Source organism: Microcoleus sp. B4-C2, from assembly GCF_036705265.1.
In the GTDB taxonomy this organism is placed as follows: Bacteria; Cyanobacteriota; Cyanobacteriia; order Cyanobacteriales; family Microcoleaceae; genus Microcoleus.
In genome coordinates, this window is record NZ_JAUBUB010000002.1 from 147,924 (window position 1) to 173,489 (window position 25,566).

The 25,566-nt window shown below is 46.4% G+C and carries 18 protein-coding genes; 9 read left to right on the forward strand and 9 right to left on the reverse strand.

Annotation, left to right across the window (positions count from 1 at the left end):
* The first annotated feature begins 270 nt into the window (after positions 1–270).
* From QUB20_RS01745 to QUB20_RS01760, 4 genes are all read left to right on the forward strand, one after another.
* Complete coding sequence (locus QUB20_RS01745) at positions 271–3,492, forward strand: efflux RND transporter permease subunit (protein ID WP_333242475.1); 3,222 nt, start codon at positions 271–273, stop codon at positions 3,490–3,492.
* Between the two features lie 622 nt (positions 3,493–4,114).
* Positions 4,115–5,203, forward strand: a complete 1,089-nt coding sequence (locus QUB20_RS01750) for a hypothetical protein (RefSeq protein ID WP_333291114.1) — start codon at positions 4,115–4,117, stop codon at positions 5,201–5,203.
* 618 nt (positions 5,204–5,821) lie between these two features.
* Positions 5,822–7,003 carry an RtcB family protein gene (locus QUB20_RS01755; protein ID WP_333242469.1) on the forward strand — a complete coding sequence of 394 codons (1,182 nt, stop codon included), beginning with the start codon at positions 5,822–5,824 and terminating at the stop codon, positions 7,001–7,003.
* 64 nt (positions 7,004–7,067) lie between these two features.
* Positions 7,068–7,280: a hypothetical protein gene (locus tag QUB20_RS01760; protein ID WP_333291116.1), complete on the forward strand. Its 213-nt coding sequence runs from the start codon at positions 7,068–7,070 to the stop codon at positions 7,278–7,280.
* On the opposite strand, the gene QUB20_RS01765 is transcribed toward QUB20_RS01760, so the two are convergent.
* From QUB20_RS01765 to purC, 9 genes are all read right to left on the reverse strand, one after another.
* Positions 7,277–7,648, reverse strand: a complete 372-nt coding sequence (locus tag QUB20_RS01765) for a DUF4278 domain-containing protein (RefSeq protein WP_333242466.1) — start codon at positions 7,646–7,648, stop codon at positions 7,277–7,279. The two genes, QUB20_RS01760 and QUB20_RS01765, sit on opposite strands and share 4 nt — an antisense overlap.
* 241 nt (positions 7,649–7,889) lie before the next feature.
* Positions 7,890–8,234 (reverse strand): BON domain-containing protein, encoded by a 345-nt coding sequence (locus tag QUB20_RS01770; RefSeq protein WP_333236397.1) that lies wholly within the window; start codon positions 8,232–8,234, stop codon positions 7,890–7,892.
* A gap of 758 nt (positions 8,235–8,992) precedes the next feature.
* Positions 8,993–10,273 carry a DNA cytosine methyltransferase gene (locus tag QUB20_RS01775; protein WP_333242463.1) on the reverse strand — a complete coding sequence of 427 codons (1,281 nt, stop codon included), beginning with the start codon at positions 10,271–10,273 and terminating at the stop codon, positions 8,993–8,995.
* A gap of 136 nt (positions 10,274–10,409) precedes the next feature.
* The gene (lpxB, locus tag QUB20_RS01780) at positions 10,410–11,582 is read right to left on the reverse strand and encodes a lipid-A-disaccharide synthase (protein ID WP_333242460.1); all 1,173 of its coding nucleotides are present in this window, start codon (positions 11,580–11,582) and stop codon (positions 10,410–10,412) included.
* Between the two features lie 189 nt (positions 11,583–11,771).
* A complete protein-coding gene (gene lpxA / locus QUB20_RS01785) occupies positions 11,772–12,566 on the reverse strand; it encodes an acyl-ACP--UDP-N-acetylglucosamine O-acyltransferase (RefSeq protein ID WP_333242457.1) in 795 nt (264 codons plus the stop codon).
* 270 nt (positions 12,567–12,836) lie between these two features.
* Positions 12,837–13,358: a 3-hydroxyacyl-ACP dehydratase FabZ gene (gene fabZ / locus QUB20_RS01790; protein ID WP_333041219.1), complete on the reverse strand. Its 522-nt coding sequence runs from the start codon at positions 13,356–13,358 to the stop codon at positions 12,837–12,839.
* Between the two features lie 86 nt (positions 13,359–13,444).
* Positions 13,445–14,302, reverse strand: a complete 858-nt coding sequence (gene lpxC, locus QUB20_RS01795; protein WP_333242454.1) for a UDP-3-O-acyl-N-acetylglucosamine deacetylase — start codon at positions 14,300–14,302, stop codon at positions 13,445–13,447.
* Positions 14,303–14,422: 120 nt separating this feature from the next.
* Positions 14,423–16,804 (reverse strand): BamA/TamA family outer membrane protein, encoded by a 2,382-nt coding sequence (locus tag QUB20_RS01800; RefSeq protein ID WP_333242451.1) that lies wholly within the window; start codon positions 16,802–16,804, stop codon positions 14,423–14,425.
* Positions 16,805–16,989: 185 nt separating this feature from the next.
* A complete protein-coding gene (gene purC / locus QUB20_RS01805; protein ID WP_333242448.1) occupies positions 16,990–17,718 on the reverse strand; it encodes a phosphoribosylaminoimidazolesuccinocarboxamide synthase in 729 nt (242 codons plus the stop codon).
* Positions 17,719–18,119: 401 nt separating this feature from the next.
* Here purC and QUB20_RS01810 point away from each other — a divergent pair, with 401 nt between their 5' ends.
* The 5 genes from QUB20_RS01810 to QUB20_RS01830 all read left to right on the forward strand — a co-directional run bounded on the left by QUB20_RS01810 (position 18,120) and on the right by QUB20_RS01830 (position 25,511).
* Entirely contained in the window at positions 18,120–18,551 is a 432-nt protein-coding gene (locus QUB20_RS01810) for a response regulator (RefSeq protein ID WP_333236379.1), read from the forward strand.
* 120 nt (positions 18,552–18,671) lie between these two features.
* Complete coding sequence (locus QUB20_RS01815) at positions 18,672–22,088, forward strand: response regulator (protein WP_333242445.1); 3,417 nt, start codon at positions 18,672–18,674, stop codon at positions 22,086–22,088.
* Positions 22,089–22,265: 177 nt separating this feature from the next.
* Complete coding sequence (locus tag QUB20_RS01820; RefSeq protein ID WP_333242442.1) at positions 22,266–24,575, forward strand: DNA phosphorothioation-associated putative methyltransferase; 2,310 nt, start codon at positions 22,266–22,268, stop codon at positions 24,573–24,575.
* Between the two features lie 2 nt (positions 24,576–24,577).
* Positions 24,578–24,805 (forward strand): BrnA antitoxin family protein, encoded by a 228-nt coding sequence (locus QUB20_RS01825; protein WP_333242439.1) that lies wholly within the window; start codon positions 24,578–24,580, stop codon positions 24,803–24,805.
* 76 nt (positions 24,806–24,881) lie between these two features.
* The gene (locus QUB20_RS01830) at positions 24,882–25,511 is read left to right on the forward strand and encodes a hypothetical protein (RefSeq protein WP_333242435.1); all 630 of its coding nucleotides are present in this window, start codon (positions 24,882–24,884) and stop codon (positions 25,509–25,511) included.
* Positions 25,512–25,566: the final 55 nt, after the last annotated feature.

The following is a 25,566-nucleotide window of genomic DNA, read 5'->3' on the forward strand; positions in this document are numbered from 1 at the left end:
CTGTTCCTGATTGCGATAACTTACAGAGATTCAAAAGCCCCTTGCCATTTCTGCCAATCTGCGTTGTGGGCGATCGACTACCTCTAAAGAAATATTCACAAAAACTTTTGGGAATATTTATTAAGATTTATTATACTCCTCGTAAGGTGCGTCAGTAGATATTCTCTCACCGCCTAGAAAAATTCAAGACTGACGCACCCTACTAGAATTAGTCTGAATGACGGGGCCGACTCTTCAATCTAAAATCTAAAATCTAAAATCTAAAATCGAATGACTCCTGACAAAACCGGATTCAGTATTAGCGCGACCGCGATTCGTCGCCACATCGGCACCCTCATGCTGACACTTGCTATCATAATCGTGGGCCTTTTCTACATCACCCAACTGCCCGTTGACTTGCTACCCTCCATCACGTATCCCCGCATCGGCGTGCGCTTGAACGCCCCAGGCGTATCCCCAGAAGTAGCAATAGACGAAGTTACCCGCCCCCTCGAACAAGGACTTTCCGCCACTGAAGGCGTCATGCAAGTTTTCTCCCGCACTCGCGAAGGACAAGTCAGCGTCGATTTATTCTTCAGACCGGGGGGAAACATCGACCAGGCCCTCAACGACGCCACCGCCGCTGTCAACCGCATCCGCAACAGACTTCCCGACACAGTTGAATCCCCCACTCTCTTCAAAGTGGACCCTTCCCAGCAGCCGATTTACGAATTTGCCCTCACTTCCGACTCCCTGCAAGGAGTAGATTTGCGCGTATTTGCTGACGAAGAATTATCCAGAGAACTAAACGTAATTCCTGGAATCGCAGCAATTGACGTGGCCGGCGGCGTGCAAGAAGAAATTCAAGTAAATATTGACTTAAATCGCTTGCAATCTTTAGGTGTCAGTATTTCTGACGTTTTATCAGCGCTCGAATCCCGGAACCTGGACACTTCTGGCGGGCGGCTGCGGCAAGAAGCTGCAGAACCTTTAACCCGCACCGTCGGGCGATTTCAGAACGCGAAAGAAATTCAGGCAATTTCTTTTCAAGCATCGGGTTCCAATCCGCCAAAACGAGTTTTTCTGCGCGATTTTGCTCAGGTAATTGACGGTACAGAAGAAGAGCGAGTTAAAGTATTTCTCAATCAGAAATCAGCCGTAAAAATTAGCATTCAAAAGCAGCCAGACGCGAATACAATTTCAGTTGTAGATGGAATCAAAAAGCGGCTAGAAGAATTAAAAACATCCGGGGCAATTCCCGAAGGTACGACTATCGTCACTACTTTTGATGAGTCTAAATTCATCCGCGATTCTATTAGTAACGTCGTATTTTCTGGTTTAACCGGGGCTGTTTTAGCGGGGGCATCTGTATTGTTGTTCCTCGCTTCTCTTCGCCAAACTTTGATTATTGTCCTGGCAATTCCCCTCGCAACTTTAATGGCGATTATCCTGATGGGAGTTTTTGGCCTATCTCTGAACGTTTTCAGTTTGGGTGGTTTGGCGCTGGGTGTGGGAATTGTGGTCGATAACTCGATCGTCATGCTGGAGAATATTGTCGAAGGAACCAGCAATAAAAACAGTGCAAACGGTCAGCGCTTAAGTAACAAGCAGTTGCAGCAGCAAGCAGAAAAAAGTAGCCAAGAATTAGAATCAGCTTTATTTGCTTCCACCATCACTAACTTAGTTGCCGTACTGCCATTTTTGCTCATCGGCGGCTTAGTTTCCTTACTTTTCAACGAATTAATTCTCACCATCACCTTTTCCGTCGCCGCCTCTCTGATTGTCGGATTGACAGTTGTACCGATGATGGCTTCTCGACTGCTAGCGCTGCGGGTATCCAGCGGTTTGAGCAACTTTTGGCCGCTGCGCGCATTCGATCGAGCTTTTACCAATGCTACCGCCGGCTACGGGAAATTTTTATCGGGAGTAGTGCGGTGGCGGTTGATTATCCTCGCAGTAGCGATTATTGGATTGGGTGGCGGCAGTTGGCTGATGGCTGGTCAAATTCCCCAGGAAATATTGCCCAGAATTAATACCGGTCAAGCGAGATTGTTTGCTTTGTTTCCTGCAGGCACAAATTTGGCAACCAACCAAAAAATTATGGCAGAAGCTGATAAAATTATCCTCAGCCAACCAGAAACTCAATACACTTTGACGACGGTGGGCGGGCTGTTATTCGGCAACAATACGGTTGAGAATTTGCTGCGCGGCGGCTGCAACATTACCCTGAAACCGGGCACCAATACATTGGATTTTGTGCAGCGAGTTACGCAAGAATTGAATAAAATTGATTTGCCAAAAAACACTCGTTTGCGCCTGATTCCAGAAAATGTGCGGGGTTTGGTTTTAACTAATTCGCCAGTGCGGGGCGCTGAAGTTGATGTCCTGCTTCAGGGCGAAAACGAACAAATATTGCAGCAAACTGGCCGCGAGATATTGGCAACTTTGGATCAAAAGGTAAAATTAGCTCGTTTTCGCCCGGATGGAGACCCGCAGCAAACGGAAGTGCAGATTCGCCCCAACTGGGAACAAGCGGAAATCTACGGCTTGAATGCGAGGCAAATTGGAGAGGCGATTCAGACAGCAATTCAAGGTTCTGTTCCCACGCAATTGCAGCGGGGAAACCGTTTGGTTGATGTGCGGGTACAGTTCGATCGCGATTCTGTCCAATCGATTTCGGAACTAAAATTTATTCCTTTAACTGCTAGGGATAACAGCATTATCCGCTTGAGCGATGTGGCGAATATTGAACTGGGAAAAGCGCCTGGGGAAATTCAAAGGCTTAACCAGCGCCAAGTTTTCCTGATTGCTGGGAATATTAATAAGGGCGCGAGTTTGGGCGATGCTTTGAAACAAGTGGATGCAGTTTTGTCAGAAATAAAATTGCCGCAAGGAGTGCGAGTCATACCGAGTTCGGCGGCGGAAACCAACCGGGAATTGCAAAGTTCGCTGATTGTTTTGGGTTCTTTGGCGGCGTTTTTGGTATTTGTGGTAATGGCGGTGCAGTACAATTCGCTTGTCGATCCGCTGGTGATTATGTTAACGGTGCCCCTGGCTTTGGCTGGGGGGATTTTCGGGTTGTATGCGACTAAAACTCCGATCGGCGCAACGGTGATTGTGGGGGCGATTTTGCTGGTGGGAATTGTGGTAAATAATGCGATTATTATGGTGGAGTTGGCGAACCAAATTGGGGAAGATGAAAAGGTCGATCGCACAACAGCAATTCTCAGGGCGGCACCTCAGCGCTTGCGTCCGATTTTGATGACAACTATTACCACAGTTTTGGGTTTATTCCCCCTAGCTTTGGGCATTGGAGACGGTTCGGAATTCTTGCAACCGCTGGGTGTGGTGGTGTTTTCCGGTTTGTCGCTGGCGACGCTGCTGACGCTGTTTATCATTCCGTGTTTTTACATTTTGCTGCACGATTTATTCGGGATGTTTGCAGCGAAAAAGAAGCCGCACGGGGTTGTTATTCCCCTGCAGAAGGCGGGGAGAAAGACTACGAATTTGTAATAATTTAGTGCCAGCAAATACGCGCTTTTCCCGCAATCCGGCAGGGAATGAATTCCCTGCCTCATAGCGAAAGTCGGTTAAAACCGACTGGAGATTTTGAGGAAAAATACGATCTATTTCAGTCCTCTTTCAGAGGACTTTTGCTATGAGACAGGGAATTCATTCCCTGTCGGACTGTCGGTTAAAACCGACTGTAGATTTTGACGGGAAGTGCGATCTATTTCAGTCCTCTTTCAGAGGACTTTCGCTATGAGACAGGGAATTCATTCCCTGTCGGACTGTCGGATTTACCAACAATAGTGGTACTGCATTTGATGTTAAGCTGACGCGCCGATAATTAGTCTGTAAGGTGCGTCAGTAAACAGTCTCTGACTCCCCAAAGCAATTCCAGACTGACGCACCCTACGATAAATGCTGCAAGATTTCAGTTAAAATAGAGCTTATTTACGCTGAAATATCTTTATGCTAATTTTACCAAAACATGAAAGACAAATTGACTGGTCGTTCTCATTTATAAATCAACCCATTAATTCCGAGTGGGCGACGATCGGAATGAGAATTAAATAACTTGCATTTTTTGTAGGTTGGGTTGAGGGACGAAACCCAACGCCACGCTTGATTGTTGGGTTTCGTTCCTCAACCCAACCTACGAAGTTATTTAATCCACGATCCGATCGTCAGTGGCGATCGCAAAAAAGTCACTTTAGTCGATCGCAACTTGTCCCCAAAATACGAATACCAGCTTCCCGACGAAATGAACTGTTTAGCCATCAGCCCCAAAGGCGATTTGCTGGTAGCAATTATGGCAAATGGCAATCATTTAGCAATTGTGACAGCAGAAAACCAGATCCTCTTTGAAGAACTCCTACCTAACCCTCCTGTTAAGTTTTCGTATAGCAAGAATAGATTTATGGACTGCTGGTTTGATGCAGACGGCGTGCATTTTTGGTGTATCAAATTAATTGAAGGCGAGGAAGTCGAGATTCAAATTCGCGATACTAATTCATGGCATATCCAGCGAAATATTAGGCTCAAAGACCCTTTTTATGGCCGTGGATTCTGGTTTCAACGACACCCAGAAAATCAAATTTTAGCTGTTTGGACTACCGAGGGTCAGGGCGAATCGCAAATCTATTGGCTTTATGATGATGGTATGACAATTCATGCCGTAGAGGTTCTCTGTGCCGATGATTACATGGGGCCTCCAGAATTTCACCCTGCTGGTGGCGAATTTCTAATAGTACATGATTGCGGCCGAAAAATCAGCCGATTCAGTTTTCCTGACCGCAATCTACTGGGAATATGCAAATGGCCTCATGCGGATGACGGTTTTGGCTACTATATGTGCTACCTATCGGACGATCGCATTCTAGTTAATACTGATGAAGGGCTCATGTATCTAATCGATATTAACAAAATGGAAATATCAGAGCAACTAATTTTAATCGGTCACGAGCCGCGTTCGTCTAAAGAACTTTACCCCAATCTCAAGGATGTTGAAGAAGGGCTTTGCGGCGACCTGAAATATTTCTATCGGTGGGATTCAGATAGCATTCTGTCCGTTCATTCACAAGTGCTGACTCAAAAACCTGACTCTCAACAGAAGACATTAGTTATCTTCGGGGGAAAAGAGCTGTTTGGTTCCCTGGCGAAGGTACAACAATCCGCACCCTACAGTAAATTATTCATTCAATCTTTAGGCATTTCTTAAGGATTTTTAATACAAAACGCTTCTTGTGCCGTGTTAGCTTTTCACTCGCTTTCCCACAATCCGACAGGGGTTGAAACCCCTGCCTCATAGCGAAAGTCGGTTAAAACCGACTGTAGATTTTGACGGGAAGTGCGATCGATTTTAGTCCTCTTTCAGAGGACTTTTGCTATGAGACAGGGAATTCATTCCCTGTCGGACTGTCAGTTAAAACCAACTGTAGATTTTGACGGGAAGTGCGAGGGATTTTAGTCCTCTTGAGCGAGGACTTTCGCTATGAGACAGGGAATTCATTCCCTGTCGGACTGTCGGTTAAAACCGACTGTAGATTTTGACGGGAAGTGCGATCGATTTTAGTCCTCTTTGAGAGGACTTTTGCTATGAGACAGGGAATTCATTCCCTGTCGGAATGTCGGATTTACCAACAATACTGGTACTGCATTTGATGTTAAGTTGACGCGGCAAGAATTAGTGGGTAAGGTGCGTCAGTAAACATTCTATGACTCCCAAAAGAAATTCCCGACTGACGCACCCTACGAGAATTAGTGTGTTTGACATCCGAAAGTCTTCGTGTTACACTTATGCTACAAACTCCAACTGGCAAAACAAACTTAAACAAAAATGCCCTACGAAAAATTAGACATATCAGCCCCAAAACCTGTATTATCTTGGGCAAATCACGCCCTAGGCGAAAAAGAAACCAAGATGACCGCAAACGTAGCATCTTTGCCCTTTGTATTCAAACACGTCGCACTAATGCCAGACGTACATTTAGGAAAAGGTGCTTTAGTCGGTTCAGTAATTGCCACAAAAGAAGCGATTATTCCGGCTGCTGTGGGCGTTGATCTGGGTTGCGGGATGGCTGCGATTAAAATGCCATTCAAGGCTGAAAAATTAGAAGGCAAACTCAAACAAATTCGCCTCGATATCGAAGGCGCAATTCCTGTCGGATTTTCCGAAAACAAGGAAGTAGAAAAAACTGTCACCAACTGGCAAGGATGGGGGGAGTTTAAGCAACTTCATCAAGGTGTGCAGCATCAAAATAATAAAGCCTTAAAACAAATGGGTTCCCTCGGCGGCGGCAATCATTTTATTGAGGTTTGCGTTGATACTGAAAACTTTGTGTGGCTGATGCTGCACTCCGGTTCTCGCGGCATTGGAAATTTGCTCGCACAGCAGCACATCGAGACTGCTAAAGATTTAGCTAAACTGGCAGAAATTAATCTGGCTGACAAAGATTTGGCTTATTTTGTAGCGGGTACGCGGGAGTTTGCGGCTTACTGGCACGATTTGCAGTGGGCGCAAGATTATGCTCGTTTTAATCGCGATGTAATGATGAATCGGTTTAAGCGAATTGTCGAAAAGCACGTCGCGGGCGGCAAATCTGTTAAGCCGTTATTAGAGGTGAATTGCCACCACAATTACGCGGAAAAAGAGGTGCATTTTGGCGAAGATGTGTATGTTACTCGCAAGGGTGCTGTGCGCGCGGATGTTGAGGATTACGGGATTATTCCGGGTTCGATGGGGGCGAAGTCTTTCATTGTTAAAGGGAAGGGTAATGCTGAAAGTTACTGTTCCTGTTCTCACGGTGCGGGGCGCTTGATGTCTCGCACTCAAGCGAAGAATGTATTCACTCTTGATGATTTGGTGCGGCAGACTGAGGGGGTTGAGTGCCGCAAAGATGAGCAATTTTTAGATGAAATTCCGGGGGCTTACAAGTCGATTGATGAGGTGATGAGTCAGCAGTCGGATTTGGTGGAAGTTGTGGCGACTCTGAAGCAGGTGGTTTGTGTCAAGGGGTGACAGAAACTGGTTTATTCTTTTATATGTTGTACCATTCTCAATTAGCCTTTTATGAACAGGCAAGATGCCTGTTCCACAAAGAGTAGATTTTCTTGTGAGGAGTAGGGGTTGGGCTTCTAGCCCGCCCAAAAAAGGATTATTGAGAATGGTGCAATATCTCAGTTTATTTGTACTTCACTTAGCTAAAAATTGCTTTATGGGAAGAAGGGGGAAATTGAGCTTAACTCGATTTCCCCCCTCTTTACAAACGCTTTGTTTTCTGAAGCTTTTTCTCTAACACACCATCTGTCTCGACTCAATTTCTAGCAAGCGCAGCAGTGTTTCATCGCCCTTGGCTTTGGCTGCTTCCTTTCTACGATCGAGAATATTGCAAAGATTCGCCTGGTGTACTTGCGCCACTTCCACAACTGTTGGGTAATAATCCACCCTCGCTGAGGCGCTAGCTGCTGCGACATCACGATCGCCAGCTTGAGCATCTCGCTTTTTGGTATGGTTTGTGCCGCCGTATTTTCTGGGGTTGGGAATGTGTCTCGGATACCGATAGTTCCAGTTTTGACCCCGGTATTTGCCCGCGACTTCCCCTTCGATCATATCGACTGTCGGAATGTCGTACTCGTAGTTTGAACCGCGATAAGTGAGTTTCATATTTTTTGATCCTTATATTTATCGAGATAAAAAGGGCAATCAGGTCAGCGTTGGTTTTCTTCGCTAAAACATTTTTAGTTTCTGTATTCAATTATACTGTTTTTTTAGATAAATCGCTTTTTTTTACAAAAATTAATATTTTGAGGGGGAGACGGCAAGAAAAAACCCGCCGCAGCGGGTTTAATCCAGTTTTTGACTGCTTCGAGCAGCCCCGGAGCGAAACTACTTCGGTTCCGAATAACTAGCCGACTGTCACCTGATCGGTTTGCACGTTTGTGGCACCTTCTTCAGCAGAGGCGATCGCCACCAACTTGTCGAGAATTTCCTGACTGGGAACTTGACCTTTGAGAACAACCGTGCCGCTGAGCTGAGCCACATAAACAGTCTCGATATCAGCAACTTCTGAATCGCTGTCAAAAGCTAAAGCCACCCGCTTAGCGAGGCCGCTTTCGTCAAAATTTCCGTCTGGGCCGACTTTAGCAGGAGCGATGGATTGCGCTTGTGCTGCTTGCTGTACTACTTGTGCCATCGGTTCAGCCTGGGGTGCAGGCTTTTCGAGTCCGAACAGTCTTTTAAACCAACCCATAGTATTTGAGTCTCCTGAAAATACACTTTTTACACAATAGCTCTAGAAGTCCAAAAGACTCGTAATTGTTGCAAAACTCAGCGAAATTTATCAAAATGTTTTCCGGCAGACTTTCACGATCTCAAATCTCCTCTGATATCCAGATGTTTATTTGGCTATTTTATGTATGGGAGGCTACGCCTTGGATTGCAGGCCAGTAGTCGAAATAGTTCCCACTTTTACCTTGAAAAAACTGCACAGCGCGCCGGAATACATTCCCGGTTTGTTTAACTACTGGGGACATCTTGTGCGGGTGATCTACAGCATATTCCATGTATATGTAGTACACACAATCTTGTAGTAAGGATCGCGAATTAAATAATTTACACTCTTGAAAGTGGGTTGGGCGTCCCGCCCGCCCTTTCTGGACGGGCGGGACGCCCATCCCACAAGAAGCATCAAAATTCTAAGTTATTTAATTCTCATTCCTAAGTAAGGTGCGTCGTCACCCGTCAATCTGCAAGTTCTATTTAAAAGGTCGTAGCGACGCACCCTACATATTAAAATCACACAACATAAATATAGCGGCTACTGTACTTCATCAACCACCGAATATGCTGTAAGTGCGATCGCTGATCCAGGGGAGGCTAAACCCGCGCTTAAGTGGGGGTAGCCCTGCATATACCCTGTAAATCTAATTCTTAACTTTTTATATCATTTCCAGTTACACTCATACATGATGTTGACGCCGTGAACAGTGAACAGTGAACTCGAATTTACTATTCCGATGCTAACGGATTTGATATTAGATAATATTGTTCTGCTTCTGACCAATTGAGTTTAAGCAACGAATCATGTCCCCATGTCAGCTTGAGACTCGGCTTAATTGCTTCCACGCCTAAAGCGCTAATAATTTGCGCTGCTACAGCTTTCGCCAATAGCGGTGGTACAGAATTTCCGACTTGGCGAAAACCGTGCCATTTTGTGACATGAAATCTAAACCAGTCAGGATAGGAATGCAGTCGCGCAGCTTCTCTGACTGTAATGCACCGAGGGGCGATCGGGTGAATCGGTCTCGGCGAAGTATAAGCCCCCCTCGCCCTGTCGGTTCCGGCCCTGAGAGTGTTGCAAACTCCGTCGGGATGCAGCTTGTAAAAACGGCTGATCGGCTCTTTTTCGCCGTGTTTGGCAGCATGAAACCTTTCCATACATTCCAGAGAATGTTTAGTTCGCAAACTACAAGAGAGGATTTGTCGATCGTACTCGCGATCGTAGGAATAATCATCATCCAAACCCTCAATTCCGCGCATTATACTCGCATAAGTGCTGCACTTTCCGTACTCCGCTATTACCCAATCTCGGTGCAGCAACTCGCTGTAGTTTTCCACTTCCGGCAAATCTCCAATCGCATCCCAAACTGTCGGGACAGCAGGTAAATTAATTTTTTTATAGCGTTTAGGAATTTTAATTTTGGGCAATATAGTAGTTTGCTGAGGGTATTTGGGTAGCTCATAACCTGCTTTGCACCCAATCAAAAATAATCGTTTGCGAGCTTGCGGTACTCCATAGTTAACAGCGTTGAGAACTTGATAATTTTCTTCTACTTTATAGCCACGTTTCAGAAAAGAGCTAATTAAAACATTCAGGAGTTCTTTGTGTTCTCCTGATGCAATTCCCGGCACATTTTCCATTACAAAAAACTTGGGTTTTAGCTCCAAAACTAAGCGCTGAAAGTGAAAAATTAGAGAATTTCGTGGGTCGTCCACATCCCGCTTGCCCATCATGGAGAATCCTTGACAGGGCGAACCGCTGATTACTACGTCTATCTCGCGCCGCCCGATCGCCGATTTTTTCCGAATTTCTGAACCCGTAAGCTGTGTGACATCTTTGCACAGAATAGAACACAGCGGGAAATTAAACTCGTGTGTGGCGCAGTGAATAGGGTCAATTTCGACTGATGCAAGTACATCAAAACCTGCTTGTTCAAAGCCCAGGGTCATGCCGCCCGCGCCTGCAAATAAATCAACAGCGATCGGTCGCTTTTTCCGATTGCTTGGCATAACATTTCAATAACAAAGTTGCTTTAATAGAAATTAAGGAAATCAACCGCGTTTCTGGTAATAAATCGTAGGTTTGTCCACGAGCCAGCCACAAAATAACCGGGTTTATACATAACTTTTAAATACAAAAAATGCTTTAAGAAGCTGTATTTAATTTAACATTTTTCATTATTTCCGCAGCGGCCCGATCGCACACACCCACATCTCCCAGACTTTCCCGCATTTCCCGATAACCTGCCAAAGTTTGCTGGCGTCGATCGGCATTTTGCAGCAATTCCAATGCGTGATGCACTATATTTTCCGCAGTCGCCTCGTCTTGCAGCAACTCCGGGACGATCGGCTTCATTTGCACCAAATTGGGCGGAGACATAAAAGGAATCGAAAATTTCAGCACGTGGCGAGCAATAACCGCCGTAATCGGACTGACGCGGTAGGCGACAACTTGCGGAACGTCGAGCAAAGCTAGCTCCAGATTAACAGTACCAGATTTAGCGATCGCCAGATCGGCAGCAGCCAAGATTTCCAGAGTTTGATTTTCTAACAGAGTAGCCCGCAAACCGTAATTCTCGATCGCCTGTTCAATTTTGTGGCGAAAAGCGTTATTAGCAAGCGGAATCCAAAAATGAACTTCCGGCAATTTAGCTTGAATAATTTGAGCTGCCTCAAATATAACCGGCATCAGGTACTTGAGTTCTTGGTGTCTAGAAGCGGGAATTAGGGCGATCGACACCTGTTCCGGCCCAATTCCCAAAGTTTTGCGGGCAACTTCCCGGCTGGGCGCAGATTGCATCCTATCCACCAAAGGATGACCAACCCAACTCACTTCGGCTCCTTTTTCTCGATAATAACAAGCTTCCTCTGGGAAAATTGCCAAAAGTTGGTCGCAAATATTGACAATCAGATCAGTATTGCGAGGAGAAATCGACCAAACCCATTCTTGAGGTGCGATGTACCAAACCACGGGCAAATCAGGCAAACAGCGGCGGATGTAGCTGCCAATACCGAGATTAGGAGTCAAATAATCAATCAATACAACAGCATCGGGGCGAAAGTTTTTGAGATATTGTTTAGCTTTTTGTTGAACTTTGATCGTTGGCCAAATATACGGCACTGATTCTATCAAACCCATAGAACCAATGCCCACAGTATCGCCTAAAATAGTAGCCCCAGCTTCTGCCATACGAGGGCCGCCCAATCCGGTTATTTCTAACTCCAAACCAGCGGCGACAGCGTAACGTTTTAAGGCTGCAACTAACAAAGCTCCTTGCAAATCGCCCGAAACCTCACCAGTGCTGATAAAAATTTTCATAAACTCCTCAATATCCTGGGTAAGGTGCGTCAGACTAAAAACTCTTTGAGTTACCTCTAGGTGGTGACTGACGCACCCTACAGCTTCCTTCTTCTTCCACTTCTTCTACTTCTTCCTTCGTTTCCTTCGCGTCTTCCCGGTTCAATAATACTAATTCTTCTGGCGCGAAAGAATTAATATAAGCCTCATTTACTTTTTGCCAGGAATCAAACCGCGTCGCCCTTTGGTTATAGACTGCTGCATAAATCTCCGCAGGTGCTGCAAGTGGGCGTTTTCTGGCAACAAATCCAACTGTTCCAAAGCTCGATCGAGAGTGTAGCCAGAACGGTATAGAATACGAAAAGTTTTCTTCAAAAGTAGCAAATCTTCTTGGGTAAAACCGGCGCGTTCGAGGCCTATTTTGTTGATTGCTCGCACTCTCGAAGGATTTCCCTCGACTAGCATATAAGGAGGCACATCTCGATCGATCCTGCTCAAGCCGCCCACCATAGACAAACGGCCGATTTGGACAAACTGATGAACCCCCAAAACACCGCTCAAGCGGGCTTGAGACTCGATTTTAACGTGTCCGGCTAAGGCTACAGCATTAGCGATAATTACTCGATCGGCGATCGCGCAATTGTGTCCCACATGAACATAAGCCATCAATAGATTATGATTGCCAATAGTCGTGCTTTCCCCCGCTCCAGTAGCGCGGTTAATTGTCACGTATTCCCGAATGAGATTGTTGTCGCCAATTTTCACCCTAGTCAGAGAACCCTCGTATTTCAAATCTTGAGGTTCCAAACCAATCGCCGCACCGGGGAAAATTTGATTGCGAGCACCTATTTCTGTTAGCCCGTCGATAATTGCATGGGCACCAATCTTAGTATCCGGCCCGATTTTCACTCTTTCCCCAATTACAGCATAAGCTCCCACTTCTACAGTCGGGTGAAGTTCGGCGCGGGGATGAATCACAGCAGTTGGGTGAATCAAAGTAAGCATTTTTTATTAGTCAGTTTTCAGTTTTCAGTTTTCAGTTTTCATACAAAATCAAGCTTAAATACCCCGTTTATTTCTTAGTCCGCGTCGGCGGACTTCGTTTGTGTAGTAGCGATTGCAATCGCCGAATCATCAAGGAGTAACAAACCAGGATTTAGTATCAGTAGTCAATTGTCAATTGTCAATTGTCAGTGGTTATCAGGAATATAGAGAAATCCCCAAATAACACATAACCAATCACCAATCACCAATCACCAATCACCAATCACCAACTTAATCTACCATCGAAAACGTCAATTCTCCTTCACAAACTTTTTGTCCGTCTACTTCAGCCAGAGCCTGCATTTTTGCGAAGCGGCGGCGTTTTACCCACAGCAATTCTACAGTCATCAGCAACTGATCGCCCGGTACAACCTGACGACGGAACTTGACTTGATCAATTCCGGTAAACATCCACAATCCTTGCTTGATGTCGGGCAACTGAGCCAGAACAATACCGCCAACTTGAGCCATCGCTTCGACAATTAATACTCCAGGCATAATCGGCCGTCCGGGGAAATGCCCTTGAAAATGCGGTTCGTTAAAAGTCACATTTTTAATTCCTACAGCCTTCTCGGACGGCACGTAATCAACAATCTTGTCAACCAGTGCAAAAGGATAGCGATGAGGCAATAATTTCTGAACTTCTTCGAGAGTAAAAGTAGATTTAACCGCTGGAGAATCTTCACCGTTTTTGGTGGGGACGGATTCAGAATTAGCAGTATTGAGGGTGTTAACTTCAGTCAGCGTAGACATTTCTTGAAGACTTTTGAGTGTGGTATGGCAGAAGGCAGAAGGCAGAAGGAAGATGTAATCTTAACAGAAGATCACCTGTTTGTTTCCTAACTTTTATCTAGGGTAGCTAGAGCTTGGGAGTTCAGGGCTTGGGCGAGTTGGACGTGCAAGTTGTGACTGGCTTTGTAAGCCAAGTAGTGAGCTTTTGGCCAAGTTCCGAGCAGACTGAGGTCGCCTACTAAGTCTAGGATTTTATGGCGCACTGGTTCGTTGGCAAATCTCAAAGGCGGGTTGAGCCAGCCGGATCGATCGCAAACTAGGGCGTTTTCTAGGGTACCACCTTTGATCAAACCAGCTTGTCGCAATTGGTCAACTTGGCGAGCAAGTCCAAAAGTGCGGGCTGGGGCGATCGCCGTCGCAAAACTTTCTGCCTCTGGCGACCAACTGTACCATTGATTGCCGATCGCCTGTTCCTCAAAATCAATTCCGTAACTAAATCGAGTTTCGGCTGAGGGTAAAGCTGCTGCAAAAGCATCCCCGTGACGCACCCAAATTGGCTCACTAACGACAAAGGAGGAAGTGGGGTATTGCTTAGATTCTTGAGGAACTAAGCCGGTATGGGCGATCGCCTCTACCCAAACCTGAGCCGAACCGTCCAGCAGCGGCACTTCCGGCCCATCAACCTCAATTCGAGCATTATCCGCTCCCATCCCCGCCAAAGCGGCTAATAGATGCTCTACAGTGCGAATTTGAGCATCGATACCTGCCAGTTCCGTTGAAAGTGCAGTCTGGCAAACCGCCTCAATTTTTGCAGGAATTATCGGAGCACCAGGCAAGTCAATTCTGACAAAATAGCGACCTTCCCCAACCTCCGCAGGCAAAACTCGGACGCGAGTTTGTTCGCCGCTGTGCAAACCGATTCCCGACAGTTCAAATTCAGATTTTAAGGTACGTTCAATAGTCATTAGTTAGTAGTCAGTAGTCATTAGTTAGTAGTCAGTAGTTAGTAGTCAACTGTCAACTGTCAACTGCCAACTGCCAACTGTCAACAGCCAACTGCCAACTGCCAACTGCCAACTGTCAACTTAGAATCGCTCACCAATTCCAAAGTGAATTTGATTGTCGCCAGTGTCGTTGATACCGTAATCGATCCGGATCGGCCCTAAAGGAGATTGAACCCGCACGCCGATGCCGTAACCGTAACCGCTACCGGGCTTTTCGCGGATACCTGCCGGGTCGCCTGGGACATCTTTGCCCGTGCCCAAGTCAGTGCCAGCATCCAAAAATAGCGCTCCGCCGATAAACGAAATAATCGGGAAACGGTACTCAACGCTGGCCTCTAGGAAGCTGCGGCCGGCTCCCATGTCGCCTTCGTCGTATCCGCGCACCGAGTTGGCGCCGCCCAAGGCAAAGGCTTCGTAGGGAGGCAAATCTCCGAATACGGTGCCGCCCCTAAAACTAAATGCCAGCGTTTGAGGGCCGGGGGTAAAGTTAGTGTACTTGACTGGTAGGTACAAGCTGTAGCTGGCCCGCAGGCGGTTTAAGAGGATGCTGCCGGAACCTACAGGAATCGATTGTTCCATGCCAAATCTGAGCAGGGAACCGCTAGTGGGGCGGAGGGGGTCGTTGCGCCGATCGCGCACAGCACCTGCTTGCAAAGTTGTCAAGTCATCCGAACCCGAATCGCTAAAACTCAACAGGTTGCCGAGTTCGTCCTCGGATTCGCGCCTGCCTTTGCGATCGGTAATTGAGACTCGCTGGTACTGCAAGCCGACTGAAGCTGTCCACTCAGAATCGGCAAAAGGATTCCGATCCAGGGGACGGGTGAAATTGATGCCGGCACCGGTGCGGACGACGCGGGGTCGATCGTCGTTGGGCAATCTGACTTCCCGTTCGCCACCGTCAAAAATCACGCTGATCGATCGTCTTCTAAACGCATTAATCGTATAAGAAGTCCGGTAAGGATCGCCCGCAATCCAGGGGTCTGTAAAACTCAGGTCAAACAGCGTTTGGCGTTCCCCGATTTGTACTTCAGCCCCCAATTTCTGGTTCCTACCTCTCAAGTTTTGCTGCTGGTAACTCAGCGTACCGAACAAACCCGTCGCGGAACTCAAACCCGCACCAGCCGCCAGAGAACCAGTATTTTTCTCAATGACGTTGACAATTACTCTTGCCTTGCGGGGGTCAGTCGTTCCTGGTTCCAAGGCAAGTCGCACGTCTTCAAAAATTCCCAAACCAAACACCCGTCTCAAATCCCTTTCCGCCTTGGTGCGGTTAAAGATGTCTCCGGGCTTAAGTTCTACTTCGCGGGTGATGACAAACTGACGGGTGTTGCCTCCGATCGGCTGACCCGTGGCATCTGTTGCCTCTCCCTCCTTGTTCAGGAAGCGGACATCAACGGATTCGATCTGGCCTTCTGCCACTACCAGGGTGACAGTGCCGTCGTCTGCTACTTGCGGGGCATCAGTGATTTGGCCCAAAACATAGCCGTTCTCTTGATACCACGCATTAATTTTTTTCACTCCCTCTTCAAAGCGGCGGAGGTTGAGAATTTTGCCGTATTGATCGCGGAAGCTTTCGTCAATTACGCTTTGGGGCAGCACTTGCTGACCGGTGATTGTCACTCCCTGCAGCACCGGATTTGGCTGCACAATAAAAGTCACCCGGACGCCCAACGGGGTGTCTTCCGGTACTGCCCGCACGTTTCTAAAAAAGCCCGTGGCAAAAATGGCGTTGATGTCTTGTTGCAGTTGGCTGCGGTTGGTTGTGCGTCCCGGTTGGGTGCTGATGACTCGGTAAATTTCGGTTTCCAAGTCTTCCGTCGCGCCGGTGACTGTAACTTCTGCTACTAGCACTTGCGGTTCTGCCGCCCCGGCGGGTGCAGGGGTTTGTCTCGGCTGCGGTGCCCGGCCAGGGGGCAATGGAGGAACGGTGTTAGCCGGCGGTCTCGTCGGGGCCGGTATTGTCGGAACTTGGGCGTTTTGAGCGATCGCCCCTGATTCCTCTGGTTTCCCTAGCTCTGCTGCGATCCAGGCGGGCGTTACCGCCGCTTCCGATGGGGGGAGCGAGCTTTCCTGTTGCGCCTCTGGCAGGGCGTTTTGGCTGCTAGAGGCGGGGGAAGGGTTGGATGCTAGCTCGGGTTTGAGTTCAAGGATCGGAGGTGAAACCGGGGAGGGCGGGTCTGTGACTTGGTTTGGGGGTTCGCGGTCGTTCCCTCCTCTGGCAGGGGCCTCCGCTATTTTTAGGGCTTCCCCTTTGCTGGTTTTAGCAGCTTTGCGGTTTTGAGGAGGGTTTGGGGTTAATTCTGGAAGGGGGCGATCGGGTAATTCGATCGACGGGGCGGGCCCGGCGGCAGCCAAAGCTTCCTCTGCTGATTCAGAGTAGGATGTTTGGCCACTTGCCGAATTTGATAACCCGAATGTTGCTGAGGCAGTAAAAACTGCCACCAATACAGCAGATAAACGCATTTTTGTTCACTTTTTTGGGCAATCCACACACCACATTAGTCATTAGTCATTAGTCATTAGTCATTAGTTATTTAAGTCGGTGGAATTTCGCGCTGACCGCTAATTGATGACTGTTGACCGCTGATTGCTGACATCGAAAGCAGAAGGGTAACAAACTGTGCAATTCTAGCGCATTACCAAGGCCTCTAGACTTTCTGAGCGAGAACGCGTTGGAGAACTTGCTGGTAAGCGGTTTCTACCGCTCCTAAGTCGCGGCGGAATCGGTCTTTGTCCATAACACGGGCGTCGGGGTCTGCTTCTGCGTTGTCCCAGAGGCGGCAGGTGTCGGGACTGATTTCGTCGGCGAGGATCAGATTTTGATGTTGGTCGATACCGAATTCTAGTTTGAAGTCTACCAGGGTGATGCCGCACTGGCTGAAAAATTCTTTGAGTATTTCGTTAATTTCGCGGGCGGCGATTTCTAGTTGGTCTACTTGTTCCGGGGTGGCTAGCTGCATTAGCAGCAGCCTGTCGCGGGTCAGCAGCGGGTCTCCCAAATCGTCGTTTTTGTAATAAAACTCGACCAGCGGCGGATTGACAATTGTGCCGAGGGCGAGTCCGGTTTGCTTGCAAAGACTGCCGGCGGCAATGTTTCTGACTACGACTTCCAAGGGCAAGATTTGGACGCGACAGACTCGCATTTGGTTGGGGGCCGGGGTGTCGATGAAGTGGGTGGGAATGCCTTTGGCTTCTAGCATCCGAAACAGGTGGGCGGATACGGCGCAGTTGATTTCGCCTTTGCCGACGATGCTGCCGCGTTTCTGGGCGTTAAAGGCTGTGGCGTCGTCTTTGAAGTGGGTCAGCAAAATTTCGCTGTCTTCGGTGGAGTAGAGGATTTTGGCTTTGCCTTCGTAGAGTTTGCGATCGGCTGACATGGCGATTAATAATAATGTAGATGAGTTTTAGATTTTACCGTAGCTCGATCGGGTGTTATTGGCGAGTTTTTGGATCTCCGCTGCACCGCTCATCCTCTGACAAGCGAATTTCAAAGGTGGTACCCGCCACGTGATTTATCCGTGGAATCCATCCCAAATCTCAAATCTAAAATCCTCAAGCCCCCGCATTTATCCGTCGGGTCAATCCAACATCTCAAATCTCAAATCCAAAATCGAATGACGGGCAAGTACGCCTGCAGGTAGATACTGTCATCGACCCCGGCATAAATGATTCTTGACAAAGGACAATAGATATTAAACCTGCTGGGTTCGCGATCCGTGCTGACAAAACCTCGCCAACGAGACGGGCGCTTAAAAAACATCTAGAAAATGGCTGATTTATGCAAGACAAAAAAATTCATATTCTTTTGGTAGAAGATGATGAGGTTGATGTGATGAACGTCCGGCGAGCTTTCAAAAAAAATAACATCGTCAACCCCCTCTACATTGCTGCCAATGGATTAGAAGCTCTAGCTATATTGCGTGGAGAAGGAAAAATAGATCCTCCCATGCCTCAAGCGCGCCGGTTGATTTTGCTGGACTTGAATATGCCGAGAATGAGCGGGATCGAGTTTTTGCAAGAATTGCGACTGGATGAATGTTTGAGGTCGATTCCGGTAATCGTCCTCACAACTTCTAATGAAGATAGAGATAAAGTAAAAGCTTATAATTTGAATGTAGCGGGCTATATTCTTAAACCTGTTACTTTTTCTAACTTTGTGGAAGTGATGGCTACCCTAAACAAATACTGGATGCTGAGTGAAATTCCCTAAAATAGGGAAATTTGAATAGAAAAATTTTCAAGGGGGCTTTATGATTTTTCAGCGATGCAGTTGTTTTAAGTCCTTTTTCTTGACAGCAGCTTTTTCGGACTAATCCACAATTCGGTTTTTATGGACAAAATTCTCACAATTCTGATAGTTGATGACGATGCAGTCGATCGAATGGCAATCAAACGATCGCTCAAGTCTGCTGGTGTTTCTGCAGAAGTTACTGAAGCAGAAGACTGCGCGGATGCGCTGGCACAACTCTCGGTTAGCAAAAATTCTATGCAGGCTACCGCAAAACTCTCCCAACAAAATAAATCTCAACCTTTAAGCGAGGTTGAGGAGACAGAAAAGGGGCTGCTATTAAATCAAATATTTGAGTGCAAATTTGACTGCGTATTCCTCGACTACGGATTGCCGGACGGAGACGGACTGAGTTTGGTAAAACATCTACGAGAAGCTGGACTGAAAGTTCCCTTAATTGTACTCACAGGTCAAGGCGACGAACAAATTGCTGTGGAATTGATGAAGGCAGGAGCTTCTGATTATATTGCTAAAAATAAGCTTTCTCCCGATAGTTTGTCTCGCAGTTTGTCCAATGCGATGCGCGTTTATCGCGCCGAATTTCAGGCGTTTCATACCAGTCAAAAGCTTAAGGAAAGTGAGGAACGGTACAGGTTAGTTTTAGAGGGAGTGAACGACGGAATTTGGGATTGGGATTTAAGTAAAAATGAGGTTTATTGGAACGATCGCCTTTTGGAAATTATCGGTTTGTCGCGAAAGCAATTTGGCAGGACTATGGAAGCTCTATACAACCGCCTGCACCCCGATGACAAGGAGGGAATTGTCGCGGCGATCGCCGCTCACTTGGAACAAGAAATAGATTATAATGTAGAATTCCGGCTGCTACACTCGAACGGTGTTTACCGCTACTGCACTTCTCAGGGAAAAGCTCAGCGAAATTCCAAAGGAAAAGCGCTGCGAATGGCCGGCATGATTAGCGACATTACTGAGCGGAAACAGGCGGAATATGCTCTGGAAAGGGAACGGCAGCAACTGAGACAAATTATTAATTGCGTGCCGGTAGCAATGGCGATGTTCGATACGGAAATGCGCTATTTAGCTAACTCGCACAAATGGCTGACTCAATTTAATTTTGAGTGGCAGTCGCTGACTAATCTCAGTCATTACGAATTGTTTCCAGATACCCCGAATCGCTGGAAAGTAATGTATCAAGAAGTGCTCAGAGGTGAGGTCGTTTCTGTGAGCGAAGATGCTTGGGAACGAGCAGACGGCTCTGTTATCTACCTGCGCTGGGCCGCTCACCCTTGGTACAATCCAGACGGTAAAGTAGGGGGAATTGTGATGGTTGCCGACAAGATTAATGAGTTGGTGGAAGCGCGGGAAACTGCCTTAGAAGCTAGCCGGGTGAAGTCGCAATTCTTGGCGAACATGAGTCACGAAATTCGCACTCCGATGAATGGGGTTTTGGCAATGGCTCAATTGCTGCTGCGCGCTCCTCTGGAACAGAAACAGCGGGACTGTGCTCAGACGATTTACCGCAGTGCTGAACATTTGCTAAATGTTATTAATGATATTCTCGATTTCTCTAAGATTGAAGCGGGAGAAATGCGGCTGGAAAAGGCTAATTTTGATTTGAATAGTTGCGTTGAGTCGGTGATTGAAATTCTAGCGCATTTGGCAGAAGAAAAAGGTATTGAATTGAATATTTTAGTTGACAGCTCAGTGCCGAGAAAGTTGGTGGGCGACTCGGGCAGATTGAAGCAAGTTTTGCTGAATTTGACGGGGAATGCCATAAAATTTACCGATCGCGGTCAAGTTCTAGTTCACGTAACTGTGAAACAGGGCAACCGACTGGCAGAGGGTAGACAAGAAGCAAGGTTGCTATTTTCGGTGCGGGATACTGGCATTGGAATTTCGGCCCAAGGGCAAACAAAGTTGTTCCAATCTTTTTCTCAGGTAGATGATTCTCCTACTAGGCCTTACGGCGGGACGGGTTTAGGTTTGGCTATTTGTAAGCAGTTAGTGGAGATGATGGGAGGGGACATTGGAGTTCGCAGTTTGCTAGGCAGCGGTGCTACTTTTTGGTTTACAGTACCTTTGGAAAAACAGTTGCCGGTTGAGCCTCACGATCCCGAACTTGCGGGCAAGAAGTTATTAGTAATCTCTGGAAGTGCTTTGAGGAGGGCAGCAGTGCGATCGCTCGCTCAAAGTTGGGGTGCGCGCTGCGACGAGGCAGAAAGTGCTGCTGAGGCTTGGAGTTGGTTGAAAAATACCCAGGGCGGGATTTCTCAGAATTCGGGAGAGGGGGGAAAAAGCTGGGATGTGGTGCTGGTGGACTTGCAAATGCCGGAGTTGGATGCGGAGGAATTTGCTAGGAAAGTGCGATCGACCTCGACAGTTGGCTCGTTAATCGCCATGACTGGTTTGCGAGAACAGCCGAAGGCTGAATCGCTTTGCAGTCGGGGTTTTAATGGATATTTGATCGAGCCGGTGCGACCAAGCCGCCTGCTTGAGGCAATGCTTGCGCCGGTGAAGGGAACGGGAGATTTTGGGAGATTCGAGGCTGCTAATACTTGCAAGTTGCCACCAGTTAATTCTCAATATGTTACTCCCAATTCGCTGTCATCGCTCAGAATTTTGGTGGCGGAAGACCACCCGATCAATCAACAAGTTCTTGTCGAACAGTTGGCAGTTTTAGGCTATCAGGCTGACTGCGTAGTCAACGGTCAAGAAGCGCTGGATTTGCTGGCAAAAAAAAGCTATGATTTAGTGCTGATGGACTGTCAAATGCCGATACTTGATGGTTACAAAACGGCGCAAAAGTTGAGGCAAATCGAAGGAAGCGATCGGCATACTTTTGTGATGGCTTTAACTGCTCATGCTATGCCGGGGGAACGAGAAAAGTGTCTGGCGGCGGGGATGGACGATTATCTCAGCAAACCTGTAGATTTAGATGCTTTGGCGGCGGCCCTGAAAAAGTATGAAGCCCTCAATGTTCAGGGTGACAATAAGTATGGAGTTAAAAGTATAAATTCGGAAAATAAATCTCAATTAGCAACAAATTATACAGAAGTTGTGGAAAAAGCGCAGGTTGGGGCTGGGCCGACACCAAGGGCGATCGCACTTCCAACTTGGGAACATAGAGACTACGACGGACTGTTCGACAAGAGCAGATTGGAGCAACTCGGACGAGTTAATATTAAATTGCCAGAGCGACTCTTGCAAGCTTTTGTGGCAGGCGCCCAAGCTGATGTAGCTGCTGCCAAAAGAGCCGTAGAAGCTAAAGATTGGCAAGCTGTGGAATATCAAGCCCACCGTCTCAAGGGAACTTCGGCTAATGTGGGAGTTGCTCAGATGTCGGATTTGGCCGCACAATTGGAGCATCAAGCGCGAAGCTTTCAATCTGAACCAAAAGGGGTGGAATTGTCAAATAGTGAGAGGATTGAGAACCTATTAGTAAGTTTGTCCAGTCATTTAGCCCGGGTGCAAGAATTTGTGGAAAATCGAATGTTTAGTTAGTCGGTTAGTCGCTATTAATCTATATTAGTCGGCGCTTGAAATCGCGCCTAAACCAACGAAGTCCGCCTACGCGGACTAAGAAATAAATTCTTTGTTTCTTTGTTTCTTTGTTTCTTTCTTCACTCTGTGTTCTCTGCGTTCTCTGCGGTTAATTTAAAAAAAATAATTAATTTAGCTATGAATTACGATACCAGTACAAACACTATTTCAAATAGCAATTCCTTAGAAAACGAGGAAAAACTGCTAACGCCTTTGATGGTTTTTGCTCGCGAAGTTTTATTGTATGAAAAAGAGGCTATTTCTGAGCAATATTCTGTAAATGCTGTGCCTTACCCGCTCGATGAAATCAATAATTTTTCTGTGGACAATCTAGTAGCAAAAGTGGCTCGCTGCTGTCGGGAAAGCAAGGTGGGAAAAAAATTACCTACGGCTTTTTACGTTCACGTTTCAGCTTTGCAGAGACTCAACCCTGTCCTCGGAATCTACGAAAATTGTGCCAGACGCACTCTCGAAAATATTGATGAAGCAACTTTAGTTAAATTTTTGCTTCATCAACCTAAAATATCTTATCTTTTTTACCCTGATTTCGATACAAATGCTCATCCTGATTTGCAAACCAGCATCCAGATTAATCTAGCAACAGGGGAAGTTAAATATTTCGATTACAGTAACTGCGAAAATCCCCCGGTTTTGCACCGCAAGGAAACTTTTGTAGCTGGGGATTATCCCAATTACGAAAAGTTTGCGAGGCTGACTCGCTGCGAGGAAAAGTGGGGACTGCTTGACAATACTAGCGTTATCGGAACTCGCGAAGGTTGGCTCAAATATTTGGGATATTGCGGTGTAGAAATCCAAGATCATACTGTTGTCGAGCGTTTGAAAGAGGAGAATAGTGAGCTATCAATTCCTAAAATCGAGCGACATAAAGCTGCAATGGTACGCAATTCGCTTTCTAAACCCCTGCGTCTGGTTTTAGAAGCTGATTTAGTGAGGGACGGGGCGACTTTTTTTGATTACGGTTGCGGTTACGGCGGGGATGTTAAATATATTGCACAAGAGGGTTATGCTATTTCTGGTTGGGACCCATACTATCAGCCGGATACTCCGCGAATTTGTGCTGATATTGTGAATATTGGTTATGTGATTAATGTGATTGAATCTTTGGCGGAACGCCGAGAAGCTTTGCTGAATGCTTGGGAATTAACTAAGAGTTTATTAGTTGTAGCGGCTCAGGTTTTGATTGACGATAGCGATCGAGGTCAAATTGCTTATGGGGATGGGGTGATTACTTCTCGGAATACTTTTCAGAAGTATTACGAACAAGAAGAGTTAAAGGTTTATATCGACCAAGTTTTGAATGTTGATGCAATTCCTGTGGCTTTGGGAATCTATTTTGTGTTTCGGGATGCAGCGGAGGGTGAAAGTTTTCGTGCTTCTCGGTTTCGATCGCACTTATCGACTCCCAGAGTGCGATCGCAAGTTAAGCGGTTTGAGGATTATGCGGATATGTTGGCTCCTTTGATGGCTTTTGTGAGCGATCGAGGCCGCCTTCCTGTTAAAGGCGAACTAGCGGAAGAATCGGCGATTAAGGAGGAATTTCACAGTTTTAATCGCGCTTGGAGGGTGATTTTGCAAGCAACGGATGCGGATGATTGGGAGAAAATCGCCGACAAGCGCCGCCAAGATTTGCTGGTATATCTCGCTCTCAACGGTTTGGGCGATCGGCCTTCAATGCGCCGACTCCCGGCTCAAATCCGCAATGACATCAAAGGTTTGTTTGACAATTATCAAAAAGCTTGCACTTTAGCAGATTTAATGCTATATAGTCTGAGCAAACCTGATATTGTTGCGGACTGCTGCGAAGATAGTGCGATCGGCTACAAACAGCATGGTTCCCTTTCTGTTCACGTCTCTGCATTAGAAGAACTAGATCCTTTGCTCAGGCTCTACGAAGGCTGCGCCAACCGCACAATTGGCAGACTTGACGGCGCGACAATTATCAAATTTTACGCTCGCAGACCTCAGATTTCCTATCTATTTTATCCCGATTTTGACACTAACCCGCATCCAGCCCTTCACACTTCTATGCACATAGATTTGCGCGATCTTTCTGTGAGCTATCAAGACTATTCTGATGTGTATAATCCACCAATTTTAGTGAGAAAAGAAGCTTTTGTTACTGCTAGTTATCCCCATTACGACAAGTTTGCCAAACTCACCCGCCAAGAAGAAAAGTTAGGGATTCTCGATCGTGGCGTAGTTAAGAAACATCGGGAATGGATGAAGTGTTTGGAGGAAAATTGCGTTAAAATTAAGGATCATAAGTTGTTTTGGCGATCGAATGCTGACCCAGAAAAGTTGAAAATGCTGCAAAAAGCTGCGTCGGATCGTCAGCAGAAAAAGATTGAGGTTAATGCAGGAAAGAGTGAACAAACCGCAGAGGACACAGAGAGCACAGAGGATGGGAAAGAAGAGGGAGAGGGATAGTTATGGAAGCAGATTATGATTTTAGTCAGGGTAAGCGAGGGGCGAACGATCCAACATTACCTGGGAAAACTCGGATCGCAATCTCGTTAGATGATGAGGTTTTAGCGTGGTTTCGCCAACAAGTTCATTTAGCAGATGGAGGGAATTACCAAACCTTGATTAATGAAGCGTTGCGTCAATATATTCAGCAGAGTTCTCAGCCTTTAAGCGAAGATGCTCGGACACACTAAATTAAGTAGAGAGGCTTGTGGCTATCGCGAAAATATTGCTACAATAGCCGTATAATTTTATCATGATAAAATTCCTATGATTTCCCAAAAGAAAGACTTGCAGATGGTGGATAATCCAAATGTTCTATTAAAAGCCCTCAAAATTCAGTTCAAAGATTTCTGTGTGGATTACTTATCTCTCAATCAGATTAAAGGTATTTTTTCAAGCTTCGGTTTTACCGTAAATCATGAGAGTACCGTTTCAACTGGAACACGTCGTGGATTAGTTGATGAACTCTATCATTCAGTTGATTGGTCGAATGTAGACACAGTTCAAAATTTCTTGAAATTGCTTGAATATGTTCTACAACTGCACTACCTATCGCCTGAATCAAAGAGCCTTCTTTCGTCTTTTTGTGAAGAACTTGGCTTTCTGGTACAAGATAATAAAATCACCTGTTTAAACTCATCTTTTACTGAAGACTTTTTTGTATATCAATTTCCTGCTGGAATGCCATTTGGAATTCCGAAGCCGGACTTTTCCATTACTCCTGAAAGGGGAAGACAAACATTAAAATATGAGCTACAGGATGGACTGGGATTATTGAAAGGAAAGGTATACCCAAACTTTACCTTTAGAATGCTAGAGGTCTTTTACGGTCTTGATAATTCAACGAATAAAGTATTAAAGAAAGCACTCATAAACAATACTCCGGACAGTTTTTAAGCAGCCAGAGTACCATAAGACAAGACTGAAGGAAGGTTAGGGTGATTTAAAATCA

Coding starts and splice junctions, on each gene's coding strand:
- QUB20_RS01765 (WP_333242466.1), bottom strand. CDS start 7,648: ATGAAACTCACTTATCGCGGTTCAAACTACGAGTACGACATTCCGACA.
- QUB20_RS01825 (WP_333242439.1), top strand. CDS start 24,578: ATGGAAGCAGATTATGATTTTAGTCAGGGTAAGCGAGGGGCGAACGAT.
- QUB20_RS01815 (WP_333242445.1), top strand. CDS start 18,672: ATGGACAAAATTCTCACAATTCTGATAGTTGATGACGATGCAGTCGAT.
- purC (WP_333242448.1), bottom strand. CDS start 17,718: ATGTCAGCCGATCGCAAACTCTACGAAGGCAAAGCCAAAATCCTCTAC.
- QUB20_RS01820 (WP_333242442.1), top strand. CDS start 22,266: ATGAATTACGATACCAGTACAAACACTATTTCAAATAGCAATTCCTTA.
- QUB20_RS01830 (WP_333242435.1), top strand. CDS start 24,882: ATGATTTCCCAAAAGAAAGACTTGCAGATGGTGGATAATCCAAATGTT.
- QUB20_RS01800 (WP_333242451.1), bottom strand. CDS start 16,804: ATGCGTTTATCTGCTGTATTGGTGGCAGTTTTTACTGCCTCAGCAACA.
- lpxC (WP_333242454.1), bottom strand. CDS start 14,302: ATGACTATTGAACGTACCTTAAAATCTGAATTTGAACTGTCGGGAATC.
- QUB20_RS01775 (WP_333242463.1), bottom strand. CDS start 10,273: ATGCCAAGCAATCGGAAAAAGCGACCGATCGCTGTTGATTTATTTGCA.
- QUB20_RS01755 (WP_333242469.1), top strand. CDS start 5,822: ATGCCCTACGAAAAATTAGACATATCAGCCCCAAAACCTGTATTATCT.
- QUB20_RS01770 (WP_333236397.1), bottom strand. CDS start 8,234: ATGGGTTGGTTTAAAAGACTGTTCGGACTCGAAAAGCCTGCACCCCAG.
- QUB20_RS01745 (WP_333242475.1), top strand. CDS start 271: ATGACTCCTGACAAAACCGGATTCAGTATTAGCGCGACCGCGATTCGT.
- lpxA (WP_333242457.1), bottom strand. CDS start 12,566: ATGCTTACTTTGATTCACCCAACTGCTGTGATTCATCCCCGCGCCGAA.
- lpxB (WP_333242460.1), bottom strand. CDS start 11,582: ATGAAAATTTTTATCAGCACTGGTGAGGTTTCGGGCGATTTGCAAGGA.
- QUB20_RS01810 (WP_333236379.1), top strand. CDS start 18,120: ATGCAAGACAAAAAAATTCATATTCTTTTGGTAGAAGATGATGAGGTT.
- QUB20_RS01760 (WP_333291116.1), top strand. CDS start 7,068: ATGCCTGTTCCACAAAGAGTAGATTTTCTTGTGAGGAGTAGGGGTTGG.
- fabZ (WP_333041219.1), bottom strand. CDS start 13,358: ATGTCTACGCTGACTGAAGTTAACACCCTCAATACTGCTAATTCTGAA.